We start from the raw sequence: 26,147 nt of genomic DNA, 5'->3' as shown, positions 1-26,147 counted from the left end.
CTCTCTCGGATGCTATTGTCCACTCCCTGTCATCCTTTGATGCCGCCCATAGTAAAGCCTGAGATCAGCTTCTCCTGCAAGAATAGATACATGATCAACACCGGCAGGACAGCGATCCACATGGCCGCGAACAGGACGGTATAGTCCGCGCTGTACTTCTGAATTTCCACCAGATTAGCCAAGCCGACTGCAATCGTATATTGACTGCTGTCTTGCAAGAGAATAAAGGGCTGAAAGTAATCATTCCAGATTCCAATAAGGGCAAAGGTGCATACGGCAACAACGCCCCCCCTCGCTAGTGGCATCATGATCTGAAAGAACACACGAAAGTGTCCTGCCCCATCCATAAAAGCAGCCTCCGCGTATTCCCAACTGATACCTTTGAAAAACGAATACAAAATGATCATATTAAAACCAATCCCGCCAGTATAACCAAGCATAACGCCAAGCGGATTAAACAAACCCAAATTCTGCATGAGCAGATACCACGGTCCGAACGTTCCGATCGTCGGAATTAGAAAACCAATAATTGCTAATCCATATATCGCATTCGAACCTTTGAATTTGTACTTCGCCAACACGTAAGCCGGCATTGCAGCAAACATCACCGAAGTAAGGGTTCCGATTGTTGTCATCCAAATACTATTGAAAAAATATTTGCCAATATGAGCAGCCGTCCAGGCCTCAACGTAATTTTTCCAGAGCCAGTCCTTTGGCAAAGACCAAATGTTCTGAAAGAATTCCGTATTACCTTTCAAAGAGTTGATGAACATCCATATAAACGGATAAATTAAGCTGATTGCATAACCCATAAACAGAACTTGCAAAACAATCATCCAGATTTTATTGCCTGTACTTCTTCGTTCCTTGATCAATACAGCCTCCCCCTTTCTCTCGTTGTTTAAATCTCCGCTGTTTCAAAGCGCTCAGTCAACCATTTGATCGTCCATACCACTACAAACCCAATCACCGCGAAGATCATACCGTACGCAGCAGCTAGACCATAGGAATTCTTCTCCACGACGAGCCGATACATTTCCAACGCAACGGTTGTTGAGGAGTTGAACGGACCGCCATTTGTTAACAGCATTGGCTGTAGGAAAATGGTGAAAGCACCGCTTGTCCCCAGAATAATGAGCGTCGAGATGGTCGGCCAGGAAATAGGCAGCACAATATAGAGAAGCTCTTTCCAAAAGGTAATGCCATCAAGCTTTCCTACTTCAAAATAATCCGCAGGAATACGCTGCAGAGCTCCAGTCAAAATAACGTTGTTCCATCCGATTCCAGCCCAGATGCAGAATACGAAAACTCCATTTAAAGCCGTCTGTGTATCGCCAAGCCAAGCCCGTTTCCAAGACTCCAATCCAAGCAAATCAAATAACCCGTTAACGATACCTTGTGTTGGATTGAGTGCAAACGAAAATACCATAGTAACGACGACAATCGATATGATGGACGGAAAGAAATAGACCACTCGGTAAAAGCGCGCAAAAGGAATCCTTCGATATAGCACCAAGGCCACTATGAGCGACAAAACAATGCTGAGCATGTTAACCGGAATAAACAGCAGACTATTCTTGATGGCTGATATCCAAACACCGTCGTTTGTCATGCTCGTGAAAGCTAAATTAAAGTTGTCAAAGCCAACCCAGGTTTCCTTGCCCGTGTAGGGATTCCAATTCTTAAAAGAATAAAATAGCGTTTGAATTTGTAGGTACAGCCCAAACACAAGATAATGAATGAGCGGCCATGCCAGCATGACCGTAATAAACATTCCTCTCTTCGTCACTTTAAATTTCATATGCCAGAAATCCTTTCTTGTGTCGGGATTAGAAGAGTGAGGAAGATCTGAAGGCTCGCAGCTTTCAGATCTTCCCATCGCCTACTTACTATTAATCAACTTCTGGGTTTTTTTCCATTTATCAGGAGCCGCTTTCACATTCGCTTTAATAACTTCCTCTACCGACTTGCTCCTCGAAGCAATTGCGCCAAAAGCATCTAGACCAGGGCTGTCGCTAATTGCTTGCGGAGCGAATACAAGTGCTATCGTTTTATATTTGTTCGTAGCTTCCAGGGCACTCTTCGTAAAGTCGCTGATCTTCAGACCGTCAACCGAGTAGATGAACGCTCTGGAGGAGCCGGTTAACTCCGTAAATTGACGATTGGCTTCATCAGTAGAAGAGAATAGCAGGAATTTCTTCGCGACTTCGATATTTTTCGATGCGCTCGGAATACCGCCAAAGCCGGATGTCAAGGATTCGATTACCGGTTCATTCACAACCGCATCCTTTGCTGGTGGGAATGGCATCATTTTCATCGTGAAACCTTCAGGAATAGAGTCCTTCATCTCGTTTTCTAACCATGCGCCGTTCAGAATCATCGCTGCTTTCCCACGTAAAAACTCCATCTGCGATTCCGTATGATTCAAAGCGAGCGTGCCCTTCATAATCCAATCGTCTTTAAACATTTCATCCAATAAAGTAAAGGTACGATGGAATGCCGGATCTTCGAACAGACCAGGAATGTCAGCTTCCGTCGGATTTGTAATCTTTTCAATGAATTCCGTACCTCCATACTGCAGATAAGCAGCATGTCCGAACGGGAACAAATAGTACGGGTATTTACCCGGATAAGTAAGCGGTGCGATTCCTTTTGCTTTTATCACTTCAGCAAGCTTCTCCATTTCTTCCCACGTATTCGGATACTGCCAGCCGTTTTCTTCAAACATTTTCACATTATAAATAATTCCTTGGGATAATTGGGCTAGAGGTACACCGTATTTTTTACCAAAGACGTCCATCGCTTTATTCGTCGAATCCGTGATAGTTGATGCAATTGTTTTTCCATCCGGCTTTTGTGCTTCGTAAAGATCTGTTAAATCCACAAGCTTCCCAGATGGTCCCCATTTGCGCATTAGAGAGTCATCGACAAACACGATATCCGGAACATTCGTTTTCGATTCAACCCGCGGTTGAATGATTTCATTCATCTTCGGATTGCCTTCCAATTCTATCGTTACGTTCTGATTTTGCTTCTCGAACTCTTCCTTCAGCCATTTAAACCACGAATCGCCATAACCACCCTGAAAAAATGCAACCTTAAGCGTAAACTTTTCCTCTTTGCTGTTTGTCGCCCCATTTGCTTCTGGAGTCTCTGATTTTCCAGCACAGCCCGCCAACACACTCAATACCATAAGCAGGCCAAGAGATAACTTCATAAAACGTTTAACCATCGACAAACTCCTCCTTTTAAATGAACAGCATATCTATCTATGTGAATAATGTAACGTAAAGCCATTGGTTATTAATTCGTTCTACCTTTTATTTGACGGCAATCTGGAGCACTTCGTCCTGTGTAGGCATTCCATCCTGAGCACCAAATCGTGTCACCGCTGCTGCTGATACCTGTATGGCGAACTCAATACAATGAGAGATGCTCCATCCGGACATCAATCCATACGCTAATCCGCCATTAAAGGCATCCCCGGCTCCAACCGTATCAATGACATTCACTTCGGGGGGTGTAACCGTTACCACATCTTCGTGTAAAAAGTAGGAGCAGCCGTGTTTGCCCCGTGTTACGATCATCATCGCGGAACGTTGATTCTGCCAATCCGAAATTGCTTGCTCTAGACTACTTTCGCCTGAGAACGTTCTTCCTATCATTTGTTCAAATTCTGTCTCATTCGGAGTAATATAATCGACAAGCTCCAATAGTTCATCTGATAATGTGGTGTAGGGAGCTGGATTTAAAATGGTTACTGCTCCTATTTGCTTTGCCATACGAAGAGCGGTAAAAACGGTCTGTATGGGTATTTCAAGCTGTACGAGCAGGATGTCATCCTCCTGAATCAGCTGCTCTAAATCTTGCAATTCCGCTTCTGTAAGCATTCCATTCGTTCCAGGTACGACAATGATGGTGTTGTCTTCCTTCATATGCGTGATGGAAGCTACACCGGTTGAAGCGCTCTCAAGGGTCTGAATGTAAGAGGTATCCACACCGTTAGCGTTCAGCGAATCGATTACCTTTGTGCCAAACCAATCATCCCCCACCAAGCCAATCATCGTTGAGTCAGCTCCAAGCTTTGCACAGCAGACAGCTTGATTAGCACCTTTTCCGCCTGGAATATAATGAACAGAATGACCTGTAAGGGTCTCCCCGCTTCTTGGCAATCGATCCGTGGACACGACAATGTCCATGTTCAGACTACCGACGATAACAATTTTTCGTTTCTTCATGTCACAAACTCCTTTGAAGCTCTTGTAGTAGATGATTCTTTTATTATTAATCGCACATCCAGAACCTGCACATGGCTTGCTAGTGGTCGTTTATGGATAAGTTCCACCAAGTGATGCATCGCAAGAGCACCCATTTCTCCAATCGGCTGAGCAACGGTCGTCAACTCGGGGACAACTAGTGGAATAGATATGCCGTCGAATCCTACGAGCTTGACCTCATCCGGAACCGACATCCCCATAGCCACGAGTGCTTTTAGAGCACCAACCGCCATAATATCATTTCCTGCGAATATCCCATCTACGTCTGGATGTCTCTTGAACAGCCCTATGGTTGCTTGATAAGATTCTTTTATTTGAAAATCGCCCTGAACGATCAAATGGGGAGAGAACCAATCCTGATCCTTGCATATATCCTCATAGCCCATGTAACGTTCTTTGGCGGAATATACGCCCATTGGACCACAGATGTGTGCGATTTTTCGGCATCCCTGCTCAAGCAAATGATTAACAACCAGATGGGCTCCCGTTCGATTGTGAGAGATAATCGATACGATTGTTGGATGCTGGGGAAATCGATTGTCGATGACAACAATAGGAATCTTCTTTTGCCACTTTTTGATCTGGACCGCTCCAAGGGTATAGGAGGCCAGAATGACACCATCAATCCGCTTTTGTTCAAACACTTGAAAATATCGTTCTTCTTTGTCCAAGCTGTTGTCGGTGTTGCACAGGATGACGGTGTATCCAAGCCTGCTTGCTTCTTTTTCAACAGCCTTTGCTATTTCCGGAAAGAACGGGTTTAGAATATCCGGCACAACCAAGGCAATCGTTCGGGTACTCTTTCCGGCTAAACTGCGAGCAATAGGATCGGGTTCATAATTAAGTGCTTGCATAGCTTGAAGTATTGTCTTTTCTGTTTCCTGCTTCACATATCCGCTTTTATTGATCACCCTTGAAACAGTAGCGATTGATACTCCCGCCATTTTTCCTACATCTCGAATCGTGGACATATTCGGAACCTCTGCCATCCCCATGTGTAAACGGTTACACATGAATTGTTAAATATAATTAAAATATAACGATTTGGTTATTCACTTAGGTGAGTAGTGTTCTAGTAGTAAATAGCTCCATCAATTCCTCGTGGTTAACATCCATGCAGACCTGTACGTTCGGTTTGCTCTCTGGTATTTCTCCGAAATGCGGTTTCATACTATAGGTCATTCCCCTTGTATGCTCTCCTCTTGTTTCCACATGTACAAGCTTACTTTCGGTGCAAACTATACTTCTATTGATCAGAATCGCAAAGGGTATAGCATCAAACATAATAATCGGGCGATTGACTCCGACTGCTTTCCATCGCTTCACAAGTCGAGCAAGAAACTGCGACTGCACCGTATCTGTGCGAATCAAAGTATCTATCGTAGCATCCGTATCACTTGTCAAGCTTAGACACACCTCCAAACCTGCCGCTATTATTGGAATTCCAGAGCTGAACAAGATATTGGCCGCTTCCGGATCACTTACAATGTTACACTCCTTGTAGTGACTGCTGTACTCACCGCCCATAAGGATAACTTCCTTTACGTTTCGAGAAAATTCTGGAGAACGGGAGATGGCAATGGCCAGGTTAGTCATGGCTCCTATCGCGACAATTGTGATTTGTCCGGGTGATTCATTTACTGCTTGAATCATCAGATCGGCGCCGTCCAGATCGGAGCGATAGGAAAAGGCATCCATCTCCTCTCCATATTGATTCGGAAATTCTTCATAATTCCATTTGCCGCACAGCGGTACAGAAGCGCCAGCCGCAACTGGAATATGTGCTGCGTTATTCACTTGAAGTAGTCCGCTGGCAATTTTCGCTCTTCGATCGGACTGAACGCCTACCGTAGTAATTCCTTCGATCTGGATTTCAGGAGAGTGAATCGCTAATGCAATGGCTAACACATCATCAATATCTCCACCAATATCCGTATCAATTATGACTCTTTTCAATTCCTTCTCCACCTTCCTAATCTAGCTGTTCATGTGAACAGCAACATGTACAAGATTACTTTTCAACCTATTTAATAACTTTTAATTGATATTACCCTTGGGAACATTCTATATTTATATGAATGACTAATCTATAACGAAATGGCTACATGCTATCACGAACCGGATAATCCCGCGTTTATTTAAATTTCATTAAAATCCACCAAAAAGAACAATTACGGTGAAAGGAATGAGCTGGTATGAATTTCAATCTCAATTTCCTGCAATTTTATTACCTTTCAATGGCAGCTTCTCCTCCCATGCACAAGCATGGCTGCTTCGAGCTTGTCTATTACAAGCGAGGAGCAGGCTATACCAACATCGGCGGAAAGCGATATGATTATCACCCGCACACATTCGCAATTATTCGCCCAAACACACCGCATGACGAGAAGCATGAGAAGGACACCGAAGTTTTTTTTATCGGATTCGATTATGATGACATTCCTATGAGCTTGCACAATGGTGTCTATAAGGACGGGGACAGTCTGCAAATCTGGCGATTATTACAAGCAATGAAAACTGAGTTTCTAGAAAAGCGCAGCTTCCATTCCTTACAGCTCAACTTAATTGGGGGACAATTGATGCTAGAGCTTTGCCGTATTCCGCAGATTCAAACCGGGAACCTAGAAAAAGAAGATCGTATTATTTACGCTATTAATTTCCTTAAAGAAAACTATACTCAGTCCGTTCAGCTTCAGCATTTGGCGGAGTTGTCCGGCTACAGCTTTGATCGCTTTCGCCATGCCTTTAAAGAGAGGACCAGCCTCTCTCCCATGAACTATATAATGATGAAGCGGATCGAACGCTCCATTGAGTTATTATCCAGCACCCGCTTGAAAATCGCTGCCATTGCTGTTGAGTGCGGATTTTCCACACCTTCACAATTCAGCTTGCTGTTCAAGAAATGTACAGGGATTACGCCCAAAGAGTACCGGGAGGACCCTTCCGCTCTACCAGCGAAGCCTATATTTGCGGAAGATTGAGAAGGGATTGTGTTATCCCCCCTTTAAAGAACCTAAAGAACCTTCAGATCCACTTTCATAGTGGCTTTGAAGGTTCTTTTACACATATTATGGGATTGTCTCACTCTGGTTTACCCATTTGGGACAGCCCCAACTTTTAGTAGCGACAATCATAATCTCAATTTCGAGACCACAGGGATTCGATTTCCTCCAGTGATTTCCCCTTTGTCTCGGGTACCACACGCCAGGTGAAAAAGAAGGTAAACAAGGACATGAAGCCAAATAGCCAGAATGTAATTGCCGGCCCTGCAGACGAAAGCATCGGAGGAAAGGTCTGAGACACGATATAATCCGCTGCCCATAGCGCCATTGAAGCAATCGCGGTCGCTTTTCCACGAATACGGTTCGGGAAAATTTCGGACATGACCACCCATACGACCGGCCCAAGTGATACAGCGAAGGCTGCCACATACAATAAAATAAAGATGAGCACCAAAGGCCCTGATGTGTGTCCGGTTTGAAATGCAGCACCGATAACAACCAAGCACACGGTCATTGAAGCAGATCCGACGAGTAAAAGAGCCTTTCGTCCAACCTTGTCAATGAGCCATACAGCAAGAATAGTAAAGAGAAAATTAATCAATCCGACCAAAATGGTCTGCATCAGCGAAGCATTGGTGCCGGATCCCGTTTCCTTGAAAATTTCAGGAGCATAGTACATGATCGCATTGATACCCGTCACCTGCTGGAGAACGGCCAGGCCCACCCCCACAATTAGAGCAAGCCGCAAAGCAGGACTGAACAGCTGTCGAATCGACCCGCTTTCCTGTTTAAACGATGCCTTAATATCCAGTACTTCCTTTTTGGCCAGATCCTCGCCATGAATCTTAAGTAAAATCGGAAGAGCTTCAACCGCCCTCCCCTGCTTGATCAACCATCTCGGACTTTCAGGTACAAAGAAGAGCAATACTAGGAACAACAAGCCGGGAAGAGCTCCGAAACCAAACATCCACCGCCAAGCTGTAGAAATGTCCCACGCGTCATCTCCGTAACCAGCAATACCTAAATTAATGAAATACACGAGAAAGATACCAGTAACTGTCGCGAACTGATTCAGCGCTACAAGACGACCGCGATATTGGGCAGGCGCTATCTCTGCGTTATAGAGCGGACATAGTGTTGAGGTAATTCCAATCCCGAGTCCGCCGATGATACGGGCAATGATATAACCGGTGAACGTATCTGGAATGGCGGAACCAATGGAACCGATAATGAACAGCAGGGCAGCCATAATCAGCACTTTTTTCCGGCCGAATCGATCTCCAAGCACCCCAGAGCCTGCAGCTCCTACGATACATCCGATGATCAAACTGGATACAGCCCACCCAACCTCCACCTCATTTAAGGTGAAACGTTCCTTCATAAAACCGATCGCACCTGATACAACAGCGGTATCAAATCCAAATAATAAACCACCCAAAGCGGCAACCATCGAAACTAGGGTTACAAACTTCATGCTGACTTGTTGTTGGCCTTGATTGTTTATATTTGAGCTCACAAACGTTATCCCTTCTGACTTATCCGCACCTGCTGCGTGCGGGTCCTTTATCTTCTAACAGAAGCTAAACCCGTAATTAGAGACTCATTATACCATCTGTTTTGTTTAAGTTAGGGCCCCATTCCCTTCACTTATTGGTTGTTTACCAGCATAATATTAACCCAACCTAATTGGATCTCGATAAAGGACCGCGGACTAGCATAATATTGTTCGGCAATAACAAAATAGTCCATGTAATAGCTACATGAACCTATCCTTTGTTAAAGTTGATTGCGATATTCAGTGGGCGTTACCCCGGTTACCTTTTTAAAAACACGGCTGAAATAATTAGGGTCTTTATACCCGACAAGATAACAAACTTCCTTCAGGCTGAACTGCCCGTCCCTAATGCATTCTTTGGCCCTTTCGATACGCAGTCTTGTGACATAATCGATGAAGGTTTCTCCTGTTTGCTGCTTGAATACTTTACTGAAATAATAAGGATTCAAGTGAACTTGCTCCGCCACATCTTCAAGGGAGAGTTCTTCATGGAATTTTTCTTGAATGAACGTAATTGCACTGTCTATGACACTCCATGTTCGCTGTTCACGTTCCTCACGAATTCGCTTGATTGCCAATTCCACATAGGTACGCTCAGAAGTATTGGCAGCTTTAAACCTATTTGAGGTTTCTGGTTGTCCTTCTGTGGAGAGCATGCTCAGATCCTCAAACCGACACAGGCTTCCCCATTTTTCATCATACGTGGATGCGAATACAGCTTCAAAATACGATTTTCTAATTCCCTCAATATCCGCTCGAACGGATCCGATACCTATTGTCGCATCGATACTGCGCTGCTGATGAAGGATCTCCAGCAGCTTAAGGCCTGCGGAATGAGCCTCTTCTCGCAATACTTCATCCTCTATTCGAGCTTCCCCAAGAAGGAAGATAACCATATGCCAATTGACCATGGAACTGACAACACAGCTTGTCCTATCCTTGATTAACCCTTTTGCAGTATTTTTCACCGTCTCATAGATCCTTTTCTTTTCTCGGGCTAATTCGATTTCGGATGTATGCCCAATTTCAGGGAAGCCGAGCACAACCGCACATCCTTTATCTATAGAGAGCTCGAGAACATCCGCAAGATTTCCCACTTCGGTCTCATTCACTTGATCGGACATAAAGACTAGAGCCATTTCCGTTTCTGCAAGCGGCAGCAGCTGGAAGAACTTATCCCGCATCGCGAACTCCTCGTCGCGTTTTCTCTGTTCCTGATCAATCTCAGCCACCAGCCGCTGCAAGAGTGTGACGATCTGATCACGTTTAGCCGGTTTGACGAGATACTCCTTGACCCCCATAGAAAGAGCCTCTTTGGCGTATTCGAAATATTCATAAGCTGTCACTAGAATCATCTTGACCTGCGGATTCTGAGCCTTAATTTCCTTTAATGCTTCCAGACCTTGAATGCCCGGCATTCTAATATCCATCATAACGATATGCGGACGAAATTCGTCAGCCTTTTGAATCGCTATACGACCATTCTCCGCATGAATAACTTCGAAGATATTCGGCATCATTCGCGTAACAATCCATTCAATGCCTTCTCTCTCCAAGGCTTCATCATCAGCAATCAGTAGACGATACATCTCCATCTTCCTTCCCAGCACTAGGAAGCCGGATGAATACTGTTGTTCCCCGGCCCGGCTCACTGTAAATGTCTACAAGATTCTTTTTTCCATAAAATAGTTCAAGTCGTTTAAAAACATTACGCGTCCCTAAGCCAGTAGATTGTCCCTTTTCTTGGCCTAGCTGCGGATTGAATTCGAAGTGAAGCAGCGACTCACGTACCTCCTTGGTCATTCCGATCCCATTATCTGATATCGCAACCCTTGTCTCATTAGGCCCGCATGTAATGACCAGCTTGATCTGAGCCCCTTCCTCCATTCCCTCAATGCCATGAACAAAGATATTTTCTAATATAGGCTGGAGGGTCAGCATGGGAACAAAGACGTTCAGTCCACCCTCCTCAATTTCCGTTACAAACTGAAATCGGTCGCGAAAGCGGGCCTGCTGGATTGTAAAATATTCTCTGGCATGCTCCACCTCCTCCCTGAGCGTCACGGGGCGATCTAATTTACGGAGATTATACCGAAGCAGATTCGACATGGATACCATAAGATCGCTTGTTTGTTCAGCGCCCTCGAGCAAAGCCAGCTTAGCTATCACATTCAAGGAATTAAAGAGAAAGTGCGGGTTCATCTGATTTTGTAGAACTTCAAGCTCTAGCTCTTTGACCAGTTTGTCTTTTTCTAAGCTTTCTTTCTCCTTCACAATAAGTTCCTTCAAATTATCTTGCATACGTCCAAAAGCATGAGATAAAACACCAAACTCATGATTGGCACTGATCTGTGGAGGGGCAGCTTGTAAATTCCCATCCGAGATTTGTTGAGCCGTTAAAGCCAGCAGCTTAATCGGTCTGGAAATACTCAAGGAGATCCAATAAGCAAACATGACGCTCAGCAGCGTATTCAGGATAAAGATAGCGACTCCCCAATGATCTCTAGCTTCCGTTTGCAGAAGAATTTGTCGATAGAGAGGCTGATAATAACGGAGCTCCAAATCAATAAGATGATAACCTTCTTGTTGGATGAACGCAGCTGTGTGCTCAGCCTCTTCGTAGAAAGCCGCATACGCCAAAGAACCTTGATTATTTAACGCCTCTATTACTCCCGCTTCTTGTAAGGTAAAGGTGTCGATCATATTGCGGTAGCTCCGAACGGTGAGAGCTGTAGCTGGAATCGTATTCTTCGCAGATAGACTATCCCGGAGAAGATTCAGCTCAGCCCTCTGGGATAGATAGGCGTTACGACTGCTGTCCCTTCGATCCACTAAGTAAACATTCAAAACTCGGAGATTTTCCTGCGTTTGTCCAGCAATTTGTTTGTATAATAATACCCGATCCAGCATCACATTATAACTTTGCTGCACCGTTCTTCCACTTTGAAAGATGAAATAAGAGACCCCATTATTCAAAATAAAGAGTGCAGGTATGATAATAAATAGCATGCTGCGTATCTTCATGGGCTGTTCACTCTTGACTTCAGATGTGTAATATCCAGAATATCCGTAGCTGTAAAGAGCTGCACTGGAAAAACGTCTCCCTTGAAATAGTCCCCTAATAGATGAACCGCTTTGAATCCTATCTCTTCAGGCTGTTGAACGATGGATGCAAGAATAACTCCCTGAGCAATCCCCTGCTTCGTCTCCTCCAAATCATCGAATCCAAACACACGTAGGCCTGCTCTTTTCGCTGCCTTCATGCCTTCTACAATGCCAACTGCATCTAAGGAGCTAAATCCGACCATCGTTTGAATACTCGCGTATTGGTTCAGCATAGCCTCTGTCTGCTTAGCAGCTTGGATCCGTGAAATATTCGATGAGCGAACAGCTACGATCTCAAACCCCGGCGTACTAGCAATAATGGAACGGAAACCCTCCAAACGCTGCTGTTGATTGTCAGCCAGCTCGCTTCCGATAATGACGCCAATATGGCCCCTCCCGCCAGCATCTTTTATCACAAGCTCTCCCATACGTTTGCCCGCTTCCCTATTATCTGTTCCCACGTAGGCAAGCCGCCGGCTAGCTGGCTCATCCGCATCTACAGTAATCACGGGAATACCATCATTGATTGCCTTGCTAATCAGAAGATCATACTGCTTGTCCTTGATTCCCTGCACAACAATAGCATCCGCCTTGGCTGCAATCGATTGTTCCAAGAGCTTCGTTTGCTCGGAAGGATTAATACGAATCGGACCCCTGAAATCAATCTGCATACCTAGCTGCAGCGCGGCTTCTTTTGCTCCCTTTTCCACCATTCCCCAGAATGGATTATCTAGCTCTTGAGCGATGAGCACAACAGATTTAATGGATTTATCTTCTACGTTACCCTGTTCCATTTGCAAGACTAGATGATCAATCTTAACCGTAGAAGATACAAACTGGAAGATAAAATAACAGAAAACAAGAAGAACAATGCTGATCAGACCCAAAGTCCATTTTCTATTTGACATGAAAACACCCCCAAGAGGTACGATTCCACGATTGATCTCAAACTATTCCAGCCTTTCTTATGTGGCCTCCTTCATCTAACAGATTCGGATATGTAAAATAAAAAGGAACCGATGCTATAGTAGCACTGGTTCCTTTTCCATCTAGCCTTTTACAGCGCCGACGGTTATACCTTTTATAAGATACTTTTGGAAGAAAGGATACAATACCATAATCGGAAGCACTCCGATTATCGCTATCGCCATCTTCACTGTTGTGCTAGGTAAATTGGCCCCAGCCTCGCCAAACTGAGCGCTGAACTTGCTTTCCGTAAGAAACTGAATGTCGGTCAGCATCCGGTTCAGAATGTTCTGAACGCTGAAGAGTCTGGAATCTGTCACGTAAATCATTCCGTTAAACCAATCGTTCCAATAAATAATGGTCTGAATCAAACCGATGGTCGCAACGATTGGCATCGATAGCGGCAGAATGATTCTACAAAAGATTTTGAATTCTCCAGCACCGTCAATTTGCGCCGCTTCGATTAGGGCAGGAGGAATCGTCGTCATGAAAAAAGTCCGCATAAGCAGTACATTGAAACCGTTCATCAGCAGCCCTGGAACGATAAGCGCCAGCACTGTATTTTTGATATCGATATACTGCACATAAATCAAATAGGTAGGGGTTAATCCACCGTTGAACAGTAGGGTGAAAAATACGAGGAAAGCGACCAAGTTGCGTAATGGTACTCCCTGTCTTGCCATTGGATAAGCAAGCATCGCCGTAATGATTAGGCTTGATGCCGTTCCAACTACTGTAATAAATATTGTTATTCCGTAAGCCCTTACCAACTGCTCCGAATGATCCCACAAGTAGCGATAAGCTCCCAATCCGAATTTTTCCGGAAAGAAGGTATAGCCCTGACGTATGATCGAGCCCTCGTCCGAGATAGACGAGATGGCGAGCAGCAGGAAGGGGAGCACGCAGGCTGCCGAGAGGGCAATCATCGGCAGATGAAGCCAAATTTGCTTTCTCTTTTGAATCGTATTCACACCTCTCCACTCCAGTCCTTATGTCCTTAGAACAACGCGTTGTCCTTGCTAAATTTGCGTACCGCATAGTTCGACAGCAGTACCAGCACAAAGCCGACAACAGACTGGTAAAGCCCTGCAGCAGAAGACATCCCAATGTCGCCGAGATTCATAAGTGCCCGGTACACATAGGTATCAATAACCTGTGTCGTATCGTTCAGTGCTCCGGACCCGAGCGGTACCTGATAGAACAGGCCAAAGTCCGAATAGAAAATTTTACCGATCGCGAGCAGCGTCATCATAATGATGATTGGTGACAACAATGGCAGCGTAATTGTGCGAATTTGCTGCCATTTGGTAGCTCCGTCGAGTTTGGCGGCCTCGTAATACTCTGGATCAATGCCGATAATCGCGGCCAAGTAGATGACGCATAGGAACCCGGCACCTTTCCATAGGCTGATGATTGTCAGAATGAACGGCCAGTATGCCGCCTCGGTGTACCATGAAATTTCATTAAGGCCTAGCCACGGGAGAACCGTTTTGTTCATGAAGCCCGTATCCACACTAAGCAGGGAATACGCCAGGTAGCTAACGATGACCATGGAGATCAAATGAGGCAGCAGCATCACACTCTGGTAAACCCTAGACATGAACCGGCTGCGAATTTCATTGAGCCCAATGGCGATGGCTACAGCTGCAACCGTATTAAGAACAACGAACACGAAATTATAAAGAATGGCATTTCGGGTGATGATATACGCGTCCTGCGTTTTAAACAAGTATTCAAAATTTCTGAAGCCGATCCAGTCGCTGCCGAAAATCCCCTTTACGGAATTAAAATCCTTAAAGGCAATCAGCAGACCGAACATTGGCAAATAGTTGTTAATTAGTAAATAGGCAAGGCCCGGAACCATCATGAGCAGCAGCACGCCATATTTGCGTATGCCGCTCTTCCGGCGGAGCCGATAGGCTTGTTCCATCTTACTTACTCACCGCTTCCCTGTTATCACTTCACTGATGGTCCGATGAGTTTAACCGGGCCGAGCAGGCCGGAGGGCTCCTGCTGCACGAACTTGGAGAACCAATCCTGCTGATCTTTCACCAGCGTATTCGTCACTTCAATAGTCAATACGTTTGTCCCCAGTTTCCAATACTCCGAGATGTCCCATACATAAGGGGCGCAAAGCTTAACCCCCGCCTTTTGTCCGTTCACCCATACCTCAGCTGTCTCATAAACCTTCCCCAAATCAAGCCACAAAGGACCTGACATTGCCTCGTCTTGTATCTGGCATTCATATTTAATCGTGCCGGAAAAACGTGGCAGTAGATCGCGTGCACTCATATTGCGCAAGCTTGTTAATGCTCCCCAATGCTCAAATGTGGGATACTTGTCTGCGGTGGCCAATGAAACCTGCCACTCTGTTGGTTCGACAAGCCGGCTTGCGGCACCAGATGCAGGCCGTGCTTTTCCATTGCGGATCGGCAAGCTAGCTTCATTGCCAGCTGGAATACGAAGCAGGATGGCTGATTCATAAGCGCTGAGACGAAGATCGAGGACGAAATTATCTCCTTCTCCGACCAAGTCCAGCGTATTGCCAAAGGCGTCGTAACGCATCCATACACCCTCACCCGGAAGGCTGATGCTGGTTTCAAGCACGCCTGTCGGATGCTCGTTGAACAGCATTACCGTCTCCAACTGATCATGCCGATATTGATACGTCCGCAAATAAGGCTGCCAGTCGGTCGTCGCAAGCTCGAACATGCCCCATTCCCGCAGCGTATCCGCAAGCTTAACCAATGGAACCACCGAGATATTGGACTGTGCCGCCAGTTGCTCAATCTCCTGTGAATATGGCACGGACTGGCTGACCCGAGTCGGCAGCGCGTCGATAAAGACGATCGGAAGACCGGATGCCGCAAGCTCTGTAAGCTTAACAACCAATTCGATCGGCAGCGCTTCGGCGTAAGGAATTATGAGGCATCGGTACTGCTCCTTATGAATGGTCAACTCCCCATCCGGCGCTGCTGAGGTTAGCAGAACATCTGCTGGAACCACATCGCAATCAATCTGATTCTGCATCAGCTGCTTAACGGGCTCTTGGAAGAGCATATATTCACCTGACCATTCCGCCTCCGCGTGATAGAGCACGGCTGCAGTCGCCACATGCTGCCCATCCGAGAACAAATGGCATAGGCGGTTCGTATAGCTGTTCAATAAGTTGTAATATCTGAACTGCGGATTGCGTCCCCTCGCATAGAAGTGAGGAGGGCAGTCCCAATCCGGAAATTCCTTCTGGGAGAAGGCATGCGGCACAAAGTGATTCACGCCTCTGACCAGCATATGGTCAGTCAGCCACTTCATCAGCTTCAGCCCTTCCGCCCAGCCATAAGCACCGAATATCTCGCAGAACGTCCTGCCCCGCTTACGAGGATCGATATGTCCAAGTGAAGTGGCCAGCTTGGTCATCCCATAATGAAAGAAGACGCTATCCGTGTTCCCGCCCATCCAGGAGAAAGAGATTTCATCGAAGCCGGGCACAATCTGCCACAGTACGACATCCAGCCCCGACATATCTTGGCCCTCAAGCGCGCGGTAGAAATGTCCCGCTCCGCAGCCAAGCCTCGCGTGAACATTGTTGTCCTCAAGCAGATGGCCGATATATTCCACGCCGCGCTCTCTGCACCAGTTTCCGATACGGCCGCTGAAATGCTCTGCATACAGCTTGCTGATTACATTCATGTAGGCATATCGGATAGCGGACGTATTCGGACCGCCTTCGTGCCATAGCAAGGGCAGATGCAGGTGCAGATTCGGACCGTATTCCTCCTCCAACAGCTCAAGAAGATCGTTCCGCCACGGCAAGGCCATGCTTGGATTGCCCAAACCTGAAGCGAAATCGTAGGCAGCTTTGCTATTGTAGAACCCAGGCTCATCGGAGAAAAAGCCAGCGAATGTTACGCCAAAATCATCCTTGTAGTGAGCATAATAAGCTTCATATACGGTATCGATCAAGATTTGCGTCGATTCGGGAACGATCGGATTCAGATAATCCTTCCTCCGTTCGTCTCCACCTTCACGGGTAACTACGATTAAGTAGATCGTCCAATAACCTTCTGGTACAGGCCAGTAAAGCACGCCATCCTGTACTGAAGAATTGAGATCAATGGATATAAACTCACCATCTGGCTGTCCCGTCACTGGATCACGTCTTGCCGCTACTGCACGGACAGGTCTTGACCCATCGAGAACGGACCAGGGACGCAGCAGGAAGGAACCTTCAGGATCTGGACCAATTGCATCGATGTGCCGCTCAGAAAGAAACTGCCGCTGGTGTTCCAGCGGCGCCTCCTTCACTTTCCCTGCTGCATGCCCCGTTGGGAAATGATCGTCGTCGAACACCCATATCTGCATGCCATGCTGCCGAGCCTCATCCATGATAATGTCCATATCTCGCCACCACTGCGGACCCAACATATCCGGATGCGGCCGGGATTCAACGCAGACCGCCCGAATGCCCGCTTCACGAATACGGGTCAACTCTTCCCGTATGACTGCTTCATCTTCGCCACGCTGCCAGAGGAACGGAAGAATATAATTCCGTTCCTCTCCAGTAAGCAGCTCCTGTAATTTCACATTCATCGTACGCCCTCGGATTTAGCCCACTCATCCAGCTGACGCTGCTTCTCTGCGATGATCTTGTCAATGCCCGCAGTTTTGAGCTTTTCATTCAATTGTGGAAGCACCTTGTTCGGATCGACAGAACCGGTCTCCAGCACGAGGTAATATTGGGACATGACGTTTGAAACGGCAGCCATTTCCGTCTTAACAGATTCAGGGTCCATCGCGAAGCCCATTGCCTTCGACTTGATCGCCTGCTCGTTAAATTCCTTCATTTTCTTCCAGATTTCCGGATCATCTCCCTCGAACACATAAGAGAGGAATTGATTACCGAACAACCATCCCATATTCAGGTTGTAGCCATTCGTCAGCATGGTAACGCCTTCCGGATACTTAATCACGTTGTCTGATCCTGCTACCTTGACGTAATTCTTGCCCTCGATGCCCCAGTCAAGCAGATTGACAAGTTCTTTATCCCCATACAGCAGATCCAAGAACTTCATAGATGCATCTGGATTTTCTGCCTGCTGCGGAATGCCCCACATGATGTTCAGGACCTGATCCGTCATAGACACCGGCGTCGATAGTGTCGCGCTGATCATCTCTTTACCGATCGATCTGGATTCCTGGGCATCAAAGCCTGGCTTGAGCTTGGATAAATAACCGAATGCCCGATCAGCCTTAATCAATTCGATCTGACTCGCTTTGTTAGTAGCTCCGTCCTTTAGCACATAGCCAGCCTCGTACCAGCTTCTCATACGTTTCAGTAGGTCCGCATATTCCTTCGTCTCGTAGCTGTTCACAAGCTTTAGATTGTTATCGTAACCAGGAAGTACGCCCATTCCGTTGCCCACTCCGTCAAACCAACCATAGCTCGTTAAGTAAGAGAACCCTACTCCGCTTGGAATGAGCGGTGTGATGCCCAGTTCCTTATCCTTGATGACCTTAAGCGCTGCTTCCACATCGTCCAAGGTATGAATTTTGCTTGGATCGATACCGTTCTTGTCTGCCAAATCCTTACGCATTGTAAAGCCGTTCGCAGTCGCTAGATCTCTTACGGAAGTAATGCCGTAGATCTTACCGCCGACCTTGCTGGCATTCAGATAAACCGGGGCCAACGCCTTCTTGATATTTGCGCCATACTTCTCAAGCAGTCCGTCCAGCGGCAGCAGCTGCCCTCTGGATACCTGCGAGCTGAAGCCGAAAGGCGCACCAACTACGATTAGATCCAGCTTCTCATTGCTCGTCAGCATAAGATTAACCTGCTGAGAGTAAGCGCCGTAATTGATCGGCATTAGATTGACGGTCGTATTGATCTTGGCCTTAGTAATTTTGTTAATCTCAGTCTCGACTGCTTTCAGATCAGGCGGTGTGCCCGTCACGCTCAGAAACGCGACGTTCAACTGGGCTGTCTCCTCCGTCTGTCCAGTTGAAGGCGTTTCCTTTCCGTTCGTGCCTACTGGGTCTTTTCCTCCATTGGAGCCACATGCCGCTAACAGCAATAATCCTACCGCCATAAATGCAGGCAGCCATGCTTTCTTTCTCATTGTGTTTCCCCCTGAGTTCGTGATTTGGCTTTCCTCTGCCATTATAGCCGCAGGGCTGCCCCGCCTTCCGCTTCAACTTCGACTTTTACCTGACGCAATTTCGACTTTGTCGATATCGCCTTTCCGACCGCTTTGCCGAAATTCAATTGGCGTCAGACTCGTGTGCTGCTTGAATAGCTTGGCAAAATGAGAAAAATTTGAATAGCCAACCGCCATCGACACGGCGCTTACGGCCAAATCGGAATGGGCGAGAAGCTGCTTGGCAAGCTTCATCCTCTCTCGCAACATGTACTCGGGAATCGTGCAGCCCAGCTCCCTCTTGAACAGACGGGTCAAATAATCCGGATTTAAATAAACATGATTAGCCACAGACTCTCGGGACAGGTGCTGATCCAAATTGGATAACATATACCGAGTCGCTCGGTCGATGACGTTGCGAACCAAAGAGACATGCGTGTAATTCGCCGCTTGTATGACGACATGGGTGAGCCAGCGCTCCAGATCAGCCAATGATCGTATCGCCTTTTCAGCCAAGCGCAAGCTGCTTGCGTCGCAGAACATCAGATGGGCTTGAACACCTTGCTGCTGCAGCACCGCATGAGCCATTTGAAGAAAATCCGCCTTGAACGCGAGAAGGTAGCGGCTGTCGATACCAGACTGAAGCCGCAGTCCGCGAATAAACAATATCGTTTCCTCGAGCAGCCGCTCCTTTATGCCCTGCCTCAGCATGGCTGCCCAGCCGCTCATATCAGGCATGGCAAGCTGAACGATGGCCGACTGACTGTAATCGGCCAGACTCACATAGTTCTGTCCATTCACATTGTTCCGGTCCAGTTCCAGCAGCCTGACCAACAGAGATGAGATTTCATGCGCCTGTATGGGTTCCGCTTCATAACAAGCCACCTCGCAATACAAGTGCTTCTTGCAGAACTCAACAAACTGTCCGCACATCATCCCAAGTGAGCTCTCCCCAACTCCCTCTTTCTTCTCCTGTGATACAGGCATGATGAGCAGCCATGACTCCTTACCGACCGGCACGATTACGCTCCCCGTTCTCATTCCGCCAATCAGTTCCTCTCCCGCGTTTTTTAGCGCGTACTCCAACAGCTTTCTATCCTTTGTTGGAAACTCCTGATGCCACCCGCGCACGACCAACAATACCGGAAGCACTGCAGCTTCAGGGAAATGAGAGATTTGCCTGGCAGCTGCTTCGCGAATAACCGCCTCACTCCGTGCAGGAATCGTCTCGTTCAACAGGTCCGTCCAGAACCTTTCATGGTGGATCGCCTGTTGGCGTGACCACCACTGTCTATACAGCAGTGCATCCGCCAGTTCTCGCTCCCTTATCGCTGTGTCGGCCGCTTTAAGAATTGCGTTTTCCAGCTCTTCCTTCGACAATGGCTTCAGCAAATAATGAGAGCAGCCCAGACGCACCGCTTCTTTTGCATACTGGAAATCAGCATGACAGGTCATCAGAATCGGCACGGTCCGCAGCTCGCTTCGCTGCAACCACTCCAGCAATTCAAGCCCGCTCCCCTGCGGCATCTCGATATCACAAAGCAGCACATGAATGTCATGCGTCTGAAAAATCTTCTCCGCGGTTGACACATTATAAGCAATGTAGACATTGGAAACTCCGAGCTTTGACCAATCAACCATTTTTTTAACCGCTTTCACAAAATGAACTTCATCATCGACGATGAGCAATTTCAGCATCATTGTCCTCTCCTTCCTCCAGGCATTTCCTCATTGGCAGAAGGATTTCGACCCGCGCGCCGCCTACCTCACGGTTCGAGAACCTCAAGCTTGCAGCTCCGCCATAAAGCAGCTCCAGCCTTCGCCGTGCATTCCAGATGCCATGCCTGCTCCCATCTTCACGCTCCAGCGAGGCACCCTCCGACAGAGCGGCAAGTACCTCAACGCTGAATCCAATGCCCGTATCCTCAATAACGAGCTGAACGTAAGGCTCTCCTTCTCCTGACTCCAGCTTGCCTCGAATGGTCAGAGCAAAAGGCTTCTCCACCGAGAACGCGTGCTTGATGGCATTCTCTACGAAGGTTTGGATAACAAGCGGGGGGACACCCAGTCCGAATAGATAAGGCGGCACCTCAATATCGCTGCTCAGTAAATCAGGAAAACGGAGCTCTTGGATGCGAATATAATTGCGCATATGCATCAGTTCATCCCCGAGTGATACGAAAGAAATATGGCTTCGAAAAATATAACGGAAATAGTCCACAAGACAACGGGACATCTCTTGGATGAGTTCATAATCGCGCACGATCGCTAGGCTATGGAGGATGTTCAAAGAATTTAAATAAAAGTGGGGATTAATACTCGTTTGAAGCTGCCTTAGCTCCACTTTTTGTTTGCTCAGCTGCTCCTCGTACACATGAATTTTGAGTTCCCCAATTTGATTCAGCATACGATTGAAGTTGTCATTCACGACGCGGAACTCCTCCGTAGTAGAGCTTGTTTCCGGTATACCCTGCATATGTCCTTCGCCAATCCGTTTCATGGCGGATAGTAGTCTTCGGATCGGAAGCATGATTGTCCTGCGAAGCAGGATAAGACTAAGGGGCAGCAGCAGTATAGACCCTGCCGAGACAACCGTATTCCACTGGCGGAGATCAAATAAGCTCTTTAATATCCGCTGCTCCGGAATAAGCGCTACTAGGCGGAAGTCGCCCTGACGCGACAGCTCCCCCACGGTCAAATAACGTTCGGGGCTGCCTGATAAGCTGTATCCACCCGAAGCGAAGCTCAGGTCGATCCCGTTATCTCGTACCGCTGCAGAATGCATCATCGGCTCGCCAGCTTTTGTGGCAAAAAGAGAAAATCCGCTTTCGCCGAGATCAATCAGCTTAAGCGGAACAAGAAGGCTGTCCGCCTTCACCCAGGCGCCGACATAAATGTTCGCCTCGGCTCGGAGCAGCCGAAGCATATAGTAACTGCCATTAATTTCGCGCACCTGCCAATGCCTGCCTCCGAGCTGAGACTGCGCAGGCGATCCGCTCAGCATATGAACAATTTCTTCGCCGACCGCCTGTCTCTCCGGATAGGGAGGCCGAGAGCTGAACGCTTCGATGAGACCGGAATCCAAGGCTGAATAGATTAGAAATCCGTCAACCGGAGCATAGCGGGTAATTTCGTTCGTCAGCTGCCTGGAAAGCTGTACCTTCAGACGCTCATATTCCTCTTCCTCCAGTTGTTTATCCATCATGGCCAGATTCGAGTCGGAGACGATCATTCTAATCAAGAAGCTATCGATCTCCCACAATTGCCCATCAATTTGATTCATGTATAGGGTAGTGTAGCTTTGATTGCTTACTGCAACCTGCTTACGAACAACCTGCGCCGCATAGTATTGATTGAAGTTCAGCAGTCCGATCAGCGGAACGAGAATTGCCACAACGCCGATGATCAGCTTGAAGCGGATCGTATGACGAAGCCTCCCCCCGCCGCGATTCATTGTCCTTCCCATAAGCTGAGTAGAAACTGCTTATAGCGAATATCCTGCTCAAGCTCCTCGGCCTTTGCAGCATCTCGGCTTTGCCGCGAACTCAGTACCGACTTCTGCAGATAGATGAAGTACAGATGTGTAACCATTCGTGTCCGTTCAATCCATACCAGCTTCTGCCCCGTTTCCTCGGATTCCGACTCCAAAGAGAAAGCGCTCATGGACAAGCGTGTCTCCTCGCTTATCAGCTGCTTGTACTCCTCCAGATCTGCCGGGTTTTTGCCCATATTTGCGAAATAGACATTAAACAACGAATCGAAATACAGCAGGTCCGGATGATGCTCTCTTATCGACAAGTATTTATTGAGAATCGCTTCCACAGAAGCACGCGGTGATTGAAAATTGAATTCGAGGAGCAGCCTTCCGAACATCCGCTTCAGATTGTCAATATATACTTCAGTGGCCAGCTGCTCCTTATCTTTGAAATGATGGTATAACGTTCGCCTAGACGTACCCGAGCGAGCGGCAATCAGCACCAAATCCGCGCCTTCTATGCCCTTCTCACAGAACGCCTCTAGTGCGGCATCCTTAATCATCTCTCTAGTAAGCTGAAGCTGCTTCTCTCTAAGTTTCATTGCCAGGCCCCCTGCTCGTTAGAATTTTCTCATAGCCATTCTGCTCCGTATCGCTCTCACTCTGAAGGAAACGTGAACCTAGCGATGCCCGGTCGTTCTTGTTAATGATGTCGTCAAGCCATTCGGATAATTTCTTCCCTTCCTCCTGCGCCTCGAAGTAAGCTTTCATGGGCAGCAGCGTATGCGGAGTCGTATGGCTTTTCTCATCATAGCCATAATCAGTGAGAAAGTAATAGAAGTTCGGCAGCTGTTCGGATAGCCGTTTCGTAGAGGCCCGAAATTGCCGACTCCACTCTTCGGAGATATCCGGATCTATCTCGTCCCCTTTACCATTCAAATTATTCTGAAAGGAAGTCAGTACTTTGTCATAGACGGTACTTGCGTAGAGCAGCACGGAATGAGCGGGCATCATCTTGCCGTTCGCTAGGAACGCCGCACTGATCATATCTGCTTCCATCGGGTAAGAGAAATTCCGCTTGAAGTCGGACTTCCACTGATTTTCTACTATTCCTGGCCATTTCTCTGATGCTAGGAAAGAGCTGTCCGAAAGATGATAAATCTCCGCATCCGAGTAATGATTCGCGATCTTGCTTGCCCAGAAAGCAGAGCCGAAACCGCCAGCACTCGAACCTGAGATGAGAAGTTTATCCGGTGTGTCAAAATTGTCGAATACCCACTGCAGTGCTTCCTCAACGTTGTTTTTCCCGTTATGCCTAACACGTCGAACTGGGGAACCGTCCTGACGAACATAATCCACAGTCGTTGCCAACATGAAAATCTCCAGATGAATAAGGGATGAACACCACGTTCCACTCTGAGAATGGATTATTTAGGCTCTTATCGAAGATACCTCTGCACATGTTGAGAATATAGAAGGGAATTCGCGCGAAGTAATAGCCGAACTGTCCGTGCTTGAGATAAGAGCGCAGCGACAACGGAATGGCGGCCGTCTCCCCGTTCCAGCACCCTCCGCCCCCAGAGAAATAAACCATCAAATTACGGCTATTGCCTTTTCGGCTATACAAATAATAGCTGGATCCATCAGTCGATATCGCCTTTTTATCAAGTTTGACCTTGTTCCATTTGCCAGGACGCGTTTGCTTAAAATCCTTCTGCCGGCTTGGTCTTTTGATCAAGTAATGATGCAAATAGACCATAGTCAGCACGATTACGATAATCAAAAAAAAGACAGTTCGCTTGAATTTTTTCATTTATTGTTCCCCTCTTCCTGTATGTTTGGAGCATTCATATTCTGGGTGCGGATATGTTTCCATCCTTTGTTGCGGTGAAGTTCGGGTTGTTTCCCAGCAAAAACGGCTGCTGCGTTATTGTCGCCCGCCAGTCGGTAGCGCAGCCAAGCGGTTAAATAACCGCGGTGCATGCCTCCGCTCCCCATGCTCTCCAGATGCCCTGCCGCTTTGGTCATGGCCATGACCGCTGGCTGTCCTGCACGGACATTCAGAAAAGCATTCATGTTCGTCGATTTCGGTGAAATCATAACATCATGTGTTCCCGCCATAATAAACAGAGAAGTAGGCAGCGTCTTAACATCGTAAACGTCCTTCGGGTCGCACCATCTCAGAGCGGGCAGTGCAATCGTGACGACCGTCTGAGGTGGATGCTCCAAATACTTATTCGCGTTTAGTACACCTGTCGCACCTTGTGATTGACCGACCAAGCCGATAGAATCCACCAGCAGCTTCCTGTAAAAAGGGCTAGCTTCCCTAGCGTTCTCCTTCACAACATAGCGAACGGTCTCCGCAATTTCCTTCCCCGTTCCTGTCGTAAGGCAATAATTGCCGACTACCGTGAAGCCCCATGTGGCAAGATGAGCCAGCAGTCCTTCGTAATGCTCCGGCTGTGCGTTCGTGCCATTGCCCCAGATGACGATTGGACAAGCATCATTCCGATTCTCTGGGTAGATCAGCTTGTAAAGAGGAGCGCCGTTCTCATCATTGACGACTAAGCTTGCACTACGATACGGACCCGGTTCACCATACTGCTGCTCCATCGGCTCGGGCCGGTAACGGTACAGACGTTCGCGTAATTTAAGCGCATACATGAGAATCAAGCCTACAGGAATAATAATCCACTTTATCCAAGGGCGGTCTGGTTGCTGTTCCGAAGTTGTCATGTTCGCTGTCCTTTCTTATCGATATAATGTTACACCAAGGTATTTCATTACACACTGTGTGTAATGATTATATTTTCAAATATCCTTACTGTCAATCCTGCGATACAGATTGCACAAGTACGATATTTACGGCGACTATTATTCTCCACATGGCAGGAGCCAAGTAATATGTAACGGCTTGTAAAGCAATAAAACTGCTCTTTGGTAAAATGGAGGTACAACCCGCCATTTTACCAAGAGCAGTTTCTTTGAATCTTATAAATACGCATGGACCTCTGAATAGTTGTTCAATCGAATGGCTTGACCAAGCTGTGCTGCATACTCGTAACTTCTTAATCCCGTGCTGACATGAAAGGTTCGCAGTCCAAGCATAGTGCCGCAGGCGATATCAATCTCGCTGTCACCAATTATGCAATCGTCTCTACTCACTTTGTTTTTGATTGCAAACCATTTGGGATTGTATTCTCGTGTCGGTAATACAAAATCAATCTGATCAAATAATTCCATGATATTTAAATATTGCAGCTGCTGCATCGCGAGGTTCTTATTTCTTCGAATTGAGAGCAGATGCAGTTTGTATTCGGATTTAAGTTGAGCCTTAAATTGGTGTAACTGCCCGATTAAGGTATCCTTTCGAAGCATCCGTTCACTCTCCAAAGCACCCTGCTTATACAACCTGAACTCAGAGAGAACATCGTTCTTCGAGAAATTGCGATTCTGATAGAGATGATGAATGATTGTTGCATCTTCAATTAATGTCATTTTTAACTGTTGATATTGCTGCAGTTCTGGAAAAGGGTTATCTAGCTTACTCTCAAAAAAGTCCTTCATGAGACAATAATATCTTTGCCAAACGTCAAGAATGGTTCCATCCAAATCCATATAGAGTACAGGCAT

General features: G+C 47.0%; 22 protein-coding genes. 1 reads left to right on the top strand and 21 read right to left on the bottom strand.

Annotated elements, in window-relative coordinates; all coding sequences use genetic code 11:
* Nucleotides 1-29: 29 nt before the first annotated feature.
* The 6 genes from EKN16_RS31785 to EKN16_RS31760 all read right to left on the bottom strand — a co-directional run bounded on the left by EKN16_RS31785 (nt 30) and on the right by EKN16_RS31760 (nt 6,233).
* Nucleotides 30-875 (bottom strand): carbohydrate ABC transporter permease, encoded by an 846-nt coding sequence (locus tag EKN16_RS31785; protein ID WP_125665637.1) that lies wholly within the window; start codon nt 873-875, stop codon nt 30-32.
* Nucleotides 876-901: 26 nt separating this feature from the next.
* Entirely contained in the window at nt 902-1,801 is a 900-nt protein-coding gene (locus EKN16_RS31780; RefSeq protein ID WP_164523081.1) for a carbohydrate ABC transporter permease, read from the bottom strand.
* Nucleotides 1,802-1,882: 81 nt separating this feature from the next.
* A complete protein-coding gene (locus tag EKN16_RS31775) occupies nt 1,883-3,232 on the bottom strand; it encodes an extracellular solute-binding protein (RefSeq protein ID WP_125665634.1) in 1,350 nt (449 codons plus the stop codon).
* Nucleotides 3,233-3,320: 88 nt separating this feature from the next.
* Nucleotides 3,321-4,238, bottom strand: coding sequence for a ribokinase (gene rbsK / locus EKN16_RS31770; RefSeq protein WP_125665632.1), 918 nt, complete (start codon nt 4,236-4,238; stop codon nt 3,321-3,323).
* Entirely contained in the window at nt 4,235-5,248 is a 1,014-nt protein-coding gene (locus EKN16_RS31765; RefSeq protein ID WP_125665629.1) for a LacI family DNA-binding transcriptional regulator, read from the bottom strand. The genes rbsK and EKN16_RS31765 overlap by 4 nt, the downstream gene beginning before the upstream one ends.
* A gap of 85 nt (nt 5,249-5,333) precedes the next feature.
* Nucleotides 5,334-6,233 carry a nucleoside hydrolase gene (locus EKN16_RS31760; protein WP_164523080.1) on the bottom strand — a complete coding sequence of 300 codons (900 nt, stop codon included), beginning with the start codon at nt 6,231-6,233 and terminating at the stop codon, nt 5,334-5,336.
* Nucleotides 6,234-6,472: 239 nt separating this feature from the next.
* Here EKN16_RS31760 and EKN16_RS31755 point away from each other — a divergent pair, with 239 nt between their 5' ends.
* Nucleotides 6,473-7,258, top strand: a complete 786-nt coding sequence (locus EKN16_RS31755; RefSeq protein WP_125665626.1) for a helix-turn-helix domain-containing protein — start codon at nt 6,473-6,475, stop codon at nt 7,256-7,258.
* Between the two features lie 157 nt (nt 7,259-7,415).
* On the opposite strand, the gene EKN16_RS31750 is transcribed toward EKN16_RS31755, so the two are convergent.
* From EKN16_RS31750 to EKN16_RS31680, 15 genes are all read right to left on the bottom strand, one after another.
* Nucleotides 7,416-8,795 carry a sugar porter family MFS transporter gene (locus EKN16_RS31750; protein WP_125665624.1) on the bottom strand — a complete coding sequence of 460 codons (1,380 nt, stop codon included), beginning with the start codon at nt 8,793-8,795 and terminating at the stop codon, nt 7,416-7,418.
* A gap of 260 nt (nt 8,796-9,055) precedes the next feature.
* Nucleotides 9,056-10,423, bottom strand: coding sequence for an AraC family transcriptional regulator (locus EKN16_RS31745; RefSeq protein ID WP_179955579.1), 1,368 nt, complete (start codon nt 10,421-10,423; stop codon nt 9,056-9,058).
* Nucleotides 10,401-11,858, bottom strand: a complete 1,458-nt coding sequence (locus tag EKN16_RS31740) for a sensor histidine kinase (protein WP_125665620.1) — start codon at nt 11,856-11,858, stop codon at nt 10,401-10,403. The genes EKN16_RS31745 and EKN16_RS31740 overlap by 23 nt, the downstream gene beginning before the upstream one ends.
* On the bottom strand, nt 11,855-12,847 hold the full coding sequence (locus EKN16_RS31735) for a substrate-binding domain-containing protein (protein ID WP_125665618.1): 993 nt from the start codon (nt 12,845-12,847) through the stop codon (nt 11,855-11,857). The genes EKN16_RS31740 and EKN16_RS31735 overlap by 4 nt, the downstream gene beginning before the upstream one ends.
* 141 nt (nt 12,848-12,988) lie before the next feature.
* The gene (locus EKN16_RS31730) at nt 12,989-13,831 is read right to left on the bottom strand and encodes a carbohydrate ABC transporter permease (RefSeq protein ID WP_125666893.1); all 843 of its coding nucleotides are present in this window, start codon (nt 13,829-13,831) and stop codon (nt 12,989-12,991) included.
* Between the two features lie 71 nt (nt 13,832-13,902).
* Nucleotides 13,903-14,835 carry an ABC transporter permease gene (locus tag EKN16_RS31725; protein WP_164523079.1) on the bottom strand — a complete coding sequence of 311 codons (933 nt, stop codon included), beginning with the start codon at nt 14,833-14,835 and terminating at the stop codon, nt 13,903-13,905.
* 26 nt (nt 14,836-14,861) lie between these two features.
* Nucleotides 14,862-17,495 carry a glycosylhydrolase-like jelly roll fold domain-containing protein gene (locus tag EKN16_RS31720; protein ID WP_125665616.1) on the bottom strand — a complete coding sequence of 878 codons (2,634 nt, stop codon included), beginning with the start codon at nt 17,493-17,495 and terminating at the stop codon, nt 14,862-14,864.
* Complete coding sequence (locus EKN16_RS31715; protein WP_125665614.1) at nt 17,492-19,021, bottom strand: ABC transporter substrate-binding protein; 1,530 nt, start codon at nt 19,019-19,021, stop codon at nt 17,492-17,494. The genes EKN16_RS31720 and EKN16_RS31715 overlap by 4 nt, the downstream gene beginning before the upstream one ends.
* Before the next feature lie 72 nt (nt 19,022-19,093).
* The gene (locus tag EKN16_RS31710) at nt 19,094-20,740 is read right to left on the bottom strand and encodes a response regulator (RefSeq protein WP_125665612.1); all 1,647 of its coding nucleotides are present in this window, start codon (nt 20,738-20,740) and stop codon (nt 19,094-19,096) included.
* Nucleotides 20,712-22,505: a sensor histidine kinase gene (locus EKN16_RS31705; RefSeq protein WP_125665610.1), complete on the bottom strand. Its 1,794-nt coding sequence runs from the start codon at nt 22,503-22,505 to the stop codon at nt 20,712-20,714. Before EKN16_RS31705 ends, EKN16_RS31710 begins: the two co-directional genes overlap by 29 nt.
* A complete protein-coding gene (locus tag EKN16_RS31700) occupies nt 22,490-23,116 on the bottom strand; it encodes a TetR/AcrR family transcriptional regulator (RefSeq protein WP_125665608.1) in 627 nt (208 codons plus the stop codon). Before EKN16_RS31700 ends, EKN16_RS31705 begins: the two co-directional genes overlap by 16 nt.
* Entirely contained in the window at nt 23,106-23,888 is a 783-nt protein-coding gene (locus tag EKN16_RS31695) for a hypothetical protein (RefSeq protein WP_125665606.1), read from the bottom strand. Before EKN16_RS31695 ends, EKN16_RS31700 begins: the two co-directional genes overlap by 11 nt.
* Nucleotides 23,830-24,327, bottom strand: a complete 498-nt coding sequence (locus tag EKN16_RS31690; RefSeq protein WP_125665604.1) for a pectin acetylesterase-family hydrolase — start codon at nt 24,325-24,327, stop codon at nt 23,830-23,832. The genes EKN16_RS31695 and EKN16_RS31690 overlap by 59 nt, the downstream gene beginning before the upstream one ends.
* Nucleotides 24,324-25,250, bottom strand: coding sequence for a poly(ethylene terephthalate) hydrolase family protein (locus tag EKN16_RS31685; protein WP_125665602.1), 927 nt, complete (start codon nt 25,248-25,250; stop codon nt 24,324-24,326). The genes EKN16_RS31690 and EKN16_RS31685 overlap by 4 nt, the downstream gene beginning before the upstream one ends.
* Nucleotides 25,251-25,505: 255 nt before the next feature.
* On the bottom strand, nt 25,506-26,147 hold the full coding sequence (locus EKN16_RS31680) for an HAD family hydrolase (RefSeq protein WP_125665600.1): 642 nt from the start codon (nt 26,145-26,147) through the stop codon (nt 25,506-25,508).

Source organism: Paenibacillus baekrokdamisoli (assembly GCF_003945345.1).
GTDB classification, from domain to species: domain Bacteria; phylum Bacillota; class Bacilli; order Paenibacillales; family Paenibacillaceae; genus Paenibacillus_Z; species Paenibacillus_Z baekrokdamisoli.
The sequence above is the reverse complement of the archived record's forward strand: the minus strand, read 5'-3'. Positions and strand labels throughout refer to the sequence as shown.

What these genes read in the sequence shown, in the direction of transcription:
- EKN16_RS31780 (WP_164523081.1), bottom strand. Translation starts at nt 1,801, where the DNA reads ATGAAATTTAAAGTGACGAAGAGAGGAATGTTTATTACGGTCATGCTG.
- EKN16_RS31775 (WP_125665634.1), bottom strand. Translation starts at nt 3,232, where the DNA reads ATGGTTAAACGTTTTATGAAGTTATCTCTTGGCCTGCTTATGGTATTG.
- rbsK (WP_125665632.1), bottom strand. Translation starts at nt 4,238, where the DNA reads ATGAAGAAACGAAAAATTGTTATCGTCGGTAGTCTGAACATGGACATT.
- EKN16_RS31765 (WP_125665629.1), bottom strand. Translation starts at nt 5,248, where the DNA reads ATGTCCACGATTCGAGATGTAGGAAAAATGGCGGGAGTATCAATCGCT.
- EKN16_RS31755 (WP_125665626.1), top strand. Translation starts at nt 6,473, where the DNA reads ATGAATTTCAATCTCAATTTCCTGCAATTTTATTACCTTTCAATGGCA.
- EKN16_RS31745 (WP_179955579.1), bottom strand. Translation starts at nt 10,423, where the DNA reads ATGTATCGTCTACTGATTGCTGATGATGAAGCCTTGGAGAGAGAAGGC.
- EKN16_RS31740 (WP_125665620.1), bottom strand. Translation starts at nt 11,858, where the DNA reads ATGAAGATACGCAGCATGCTATTTATTATCATACCTGCACTCTTTATT.
- EKN16_RS31735 (WP_125665618.1), bottom strand. Translation starts at nt 12,847, where the DNA reads ATGTCAAATAGAAAATGGACTTTGGGTCTGATCAGCATTGTTCTTCTT.
- EKN16_RS31730 (WP_125666893.1), bottom strand. Translation starts at nt 13,831, where the DNA reads ATGATTGCCCTCTCGGCAGCCTGCGTGCTCCCCTTCCTGCTGCTCGCC.
- EKN16_RS31725 (WP_164523079.1), bottom strand. Translation starts at nt 14,835, where the DNA reads ATGGAACAAGCCTATCGGCTCCGCCGGAAGAGCGGCATACGCAAATAT.
- EKN16_RS31720 (WP_125665616.1), bottom strand. Translation starts at nt 17,495, where the DNA reads ATGAATGTGAAATTACAGGAGCTGCTTACTGGAGAGGAACGGAATTAT.
- EKN16_RS31715 (WP_125665614.1), bottom strand. Translation starts at nt 19,021, where the DNA reads ATGAGAAAGAAAGCATGGCTGCCTGCATTTATGGCGGTAGGATTATTG.
- EKN16_RS31710 (WP_125665612.1), bottom strand. Translation starts at nt 20,740, where the DNA reads ATGATGCTGAAATTGCTCATCGTCGATGATGAAGTTCATTTTGTGAAA.
- EKN16_RS31705 (WP_125665610.1), bottom strand. Translation starts at nt 22,505, where the DNA reads ATGGGAAGGACAATGAATCGCGGCGGGGGGAGGCTTCGTCATACGATC.
- EKN16_RS31700 (WP_125665608.1), bottom strand. Translation starts at nt 23,116, where the DNA reads ATGAAACTTAGAGAGAAGCAGCTTCAGCTTACTAGAGAGATGATTAAG.
- EKN16_RS31695 (WP_125665606.1), bottom strand. Translation starts at nt 23,888, where the DNA reads ATGTTGGCAACGACTGTGGATTATGTTCGTCAGGACGGTTCCCCAGTT.
- EKN16_RS31690 (WP_125665604.1), bottom strand. Translation starts at nt 24,327, where the DNA reads ATGAAAAAATTCAAGCGAACTGTCTTTTTTTTGATTATCGTAATCGTG.
- EKN16_RS31685 (WP_125665602.1), bottom strand. Translation starts at nt 25,250, where the DNA reads ATGACAACTTCGGAACAGCAACCAGACCGCCCTTGGATAAAGTGGATT.
- EKN16_RS31680 (WP_125665600.1), bottom strand. Translation starts at nt 26,147, where the DNA reads ATGCCTGTACTCTATATGGATTTGGATGGAACCATTCTTGACGTTTGG.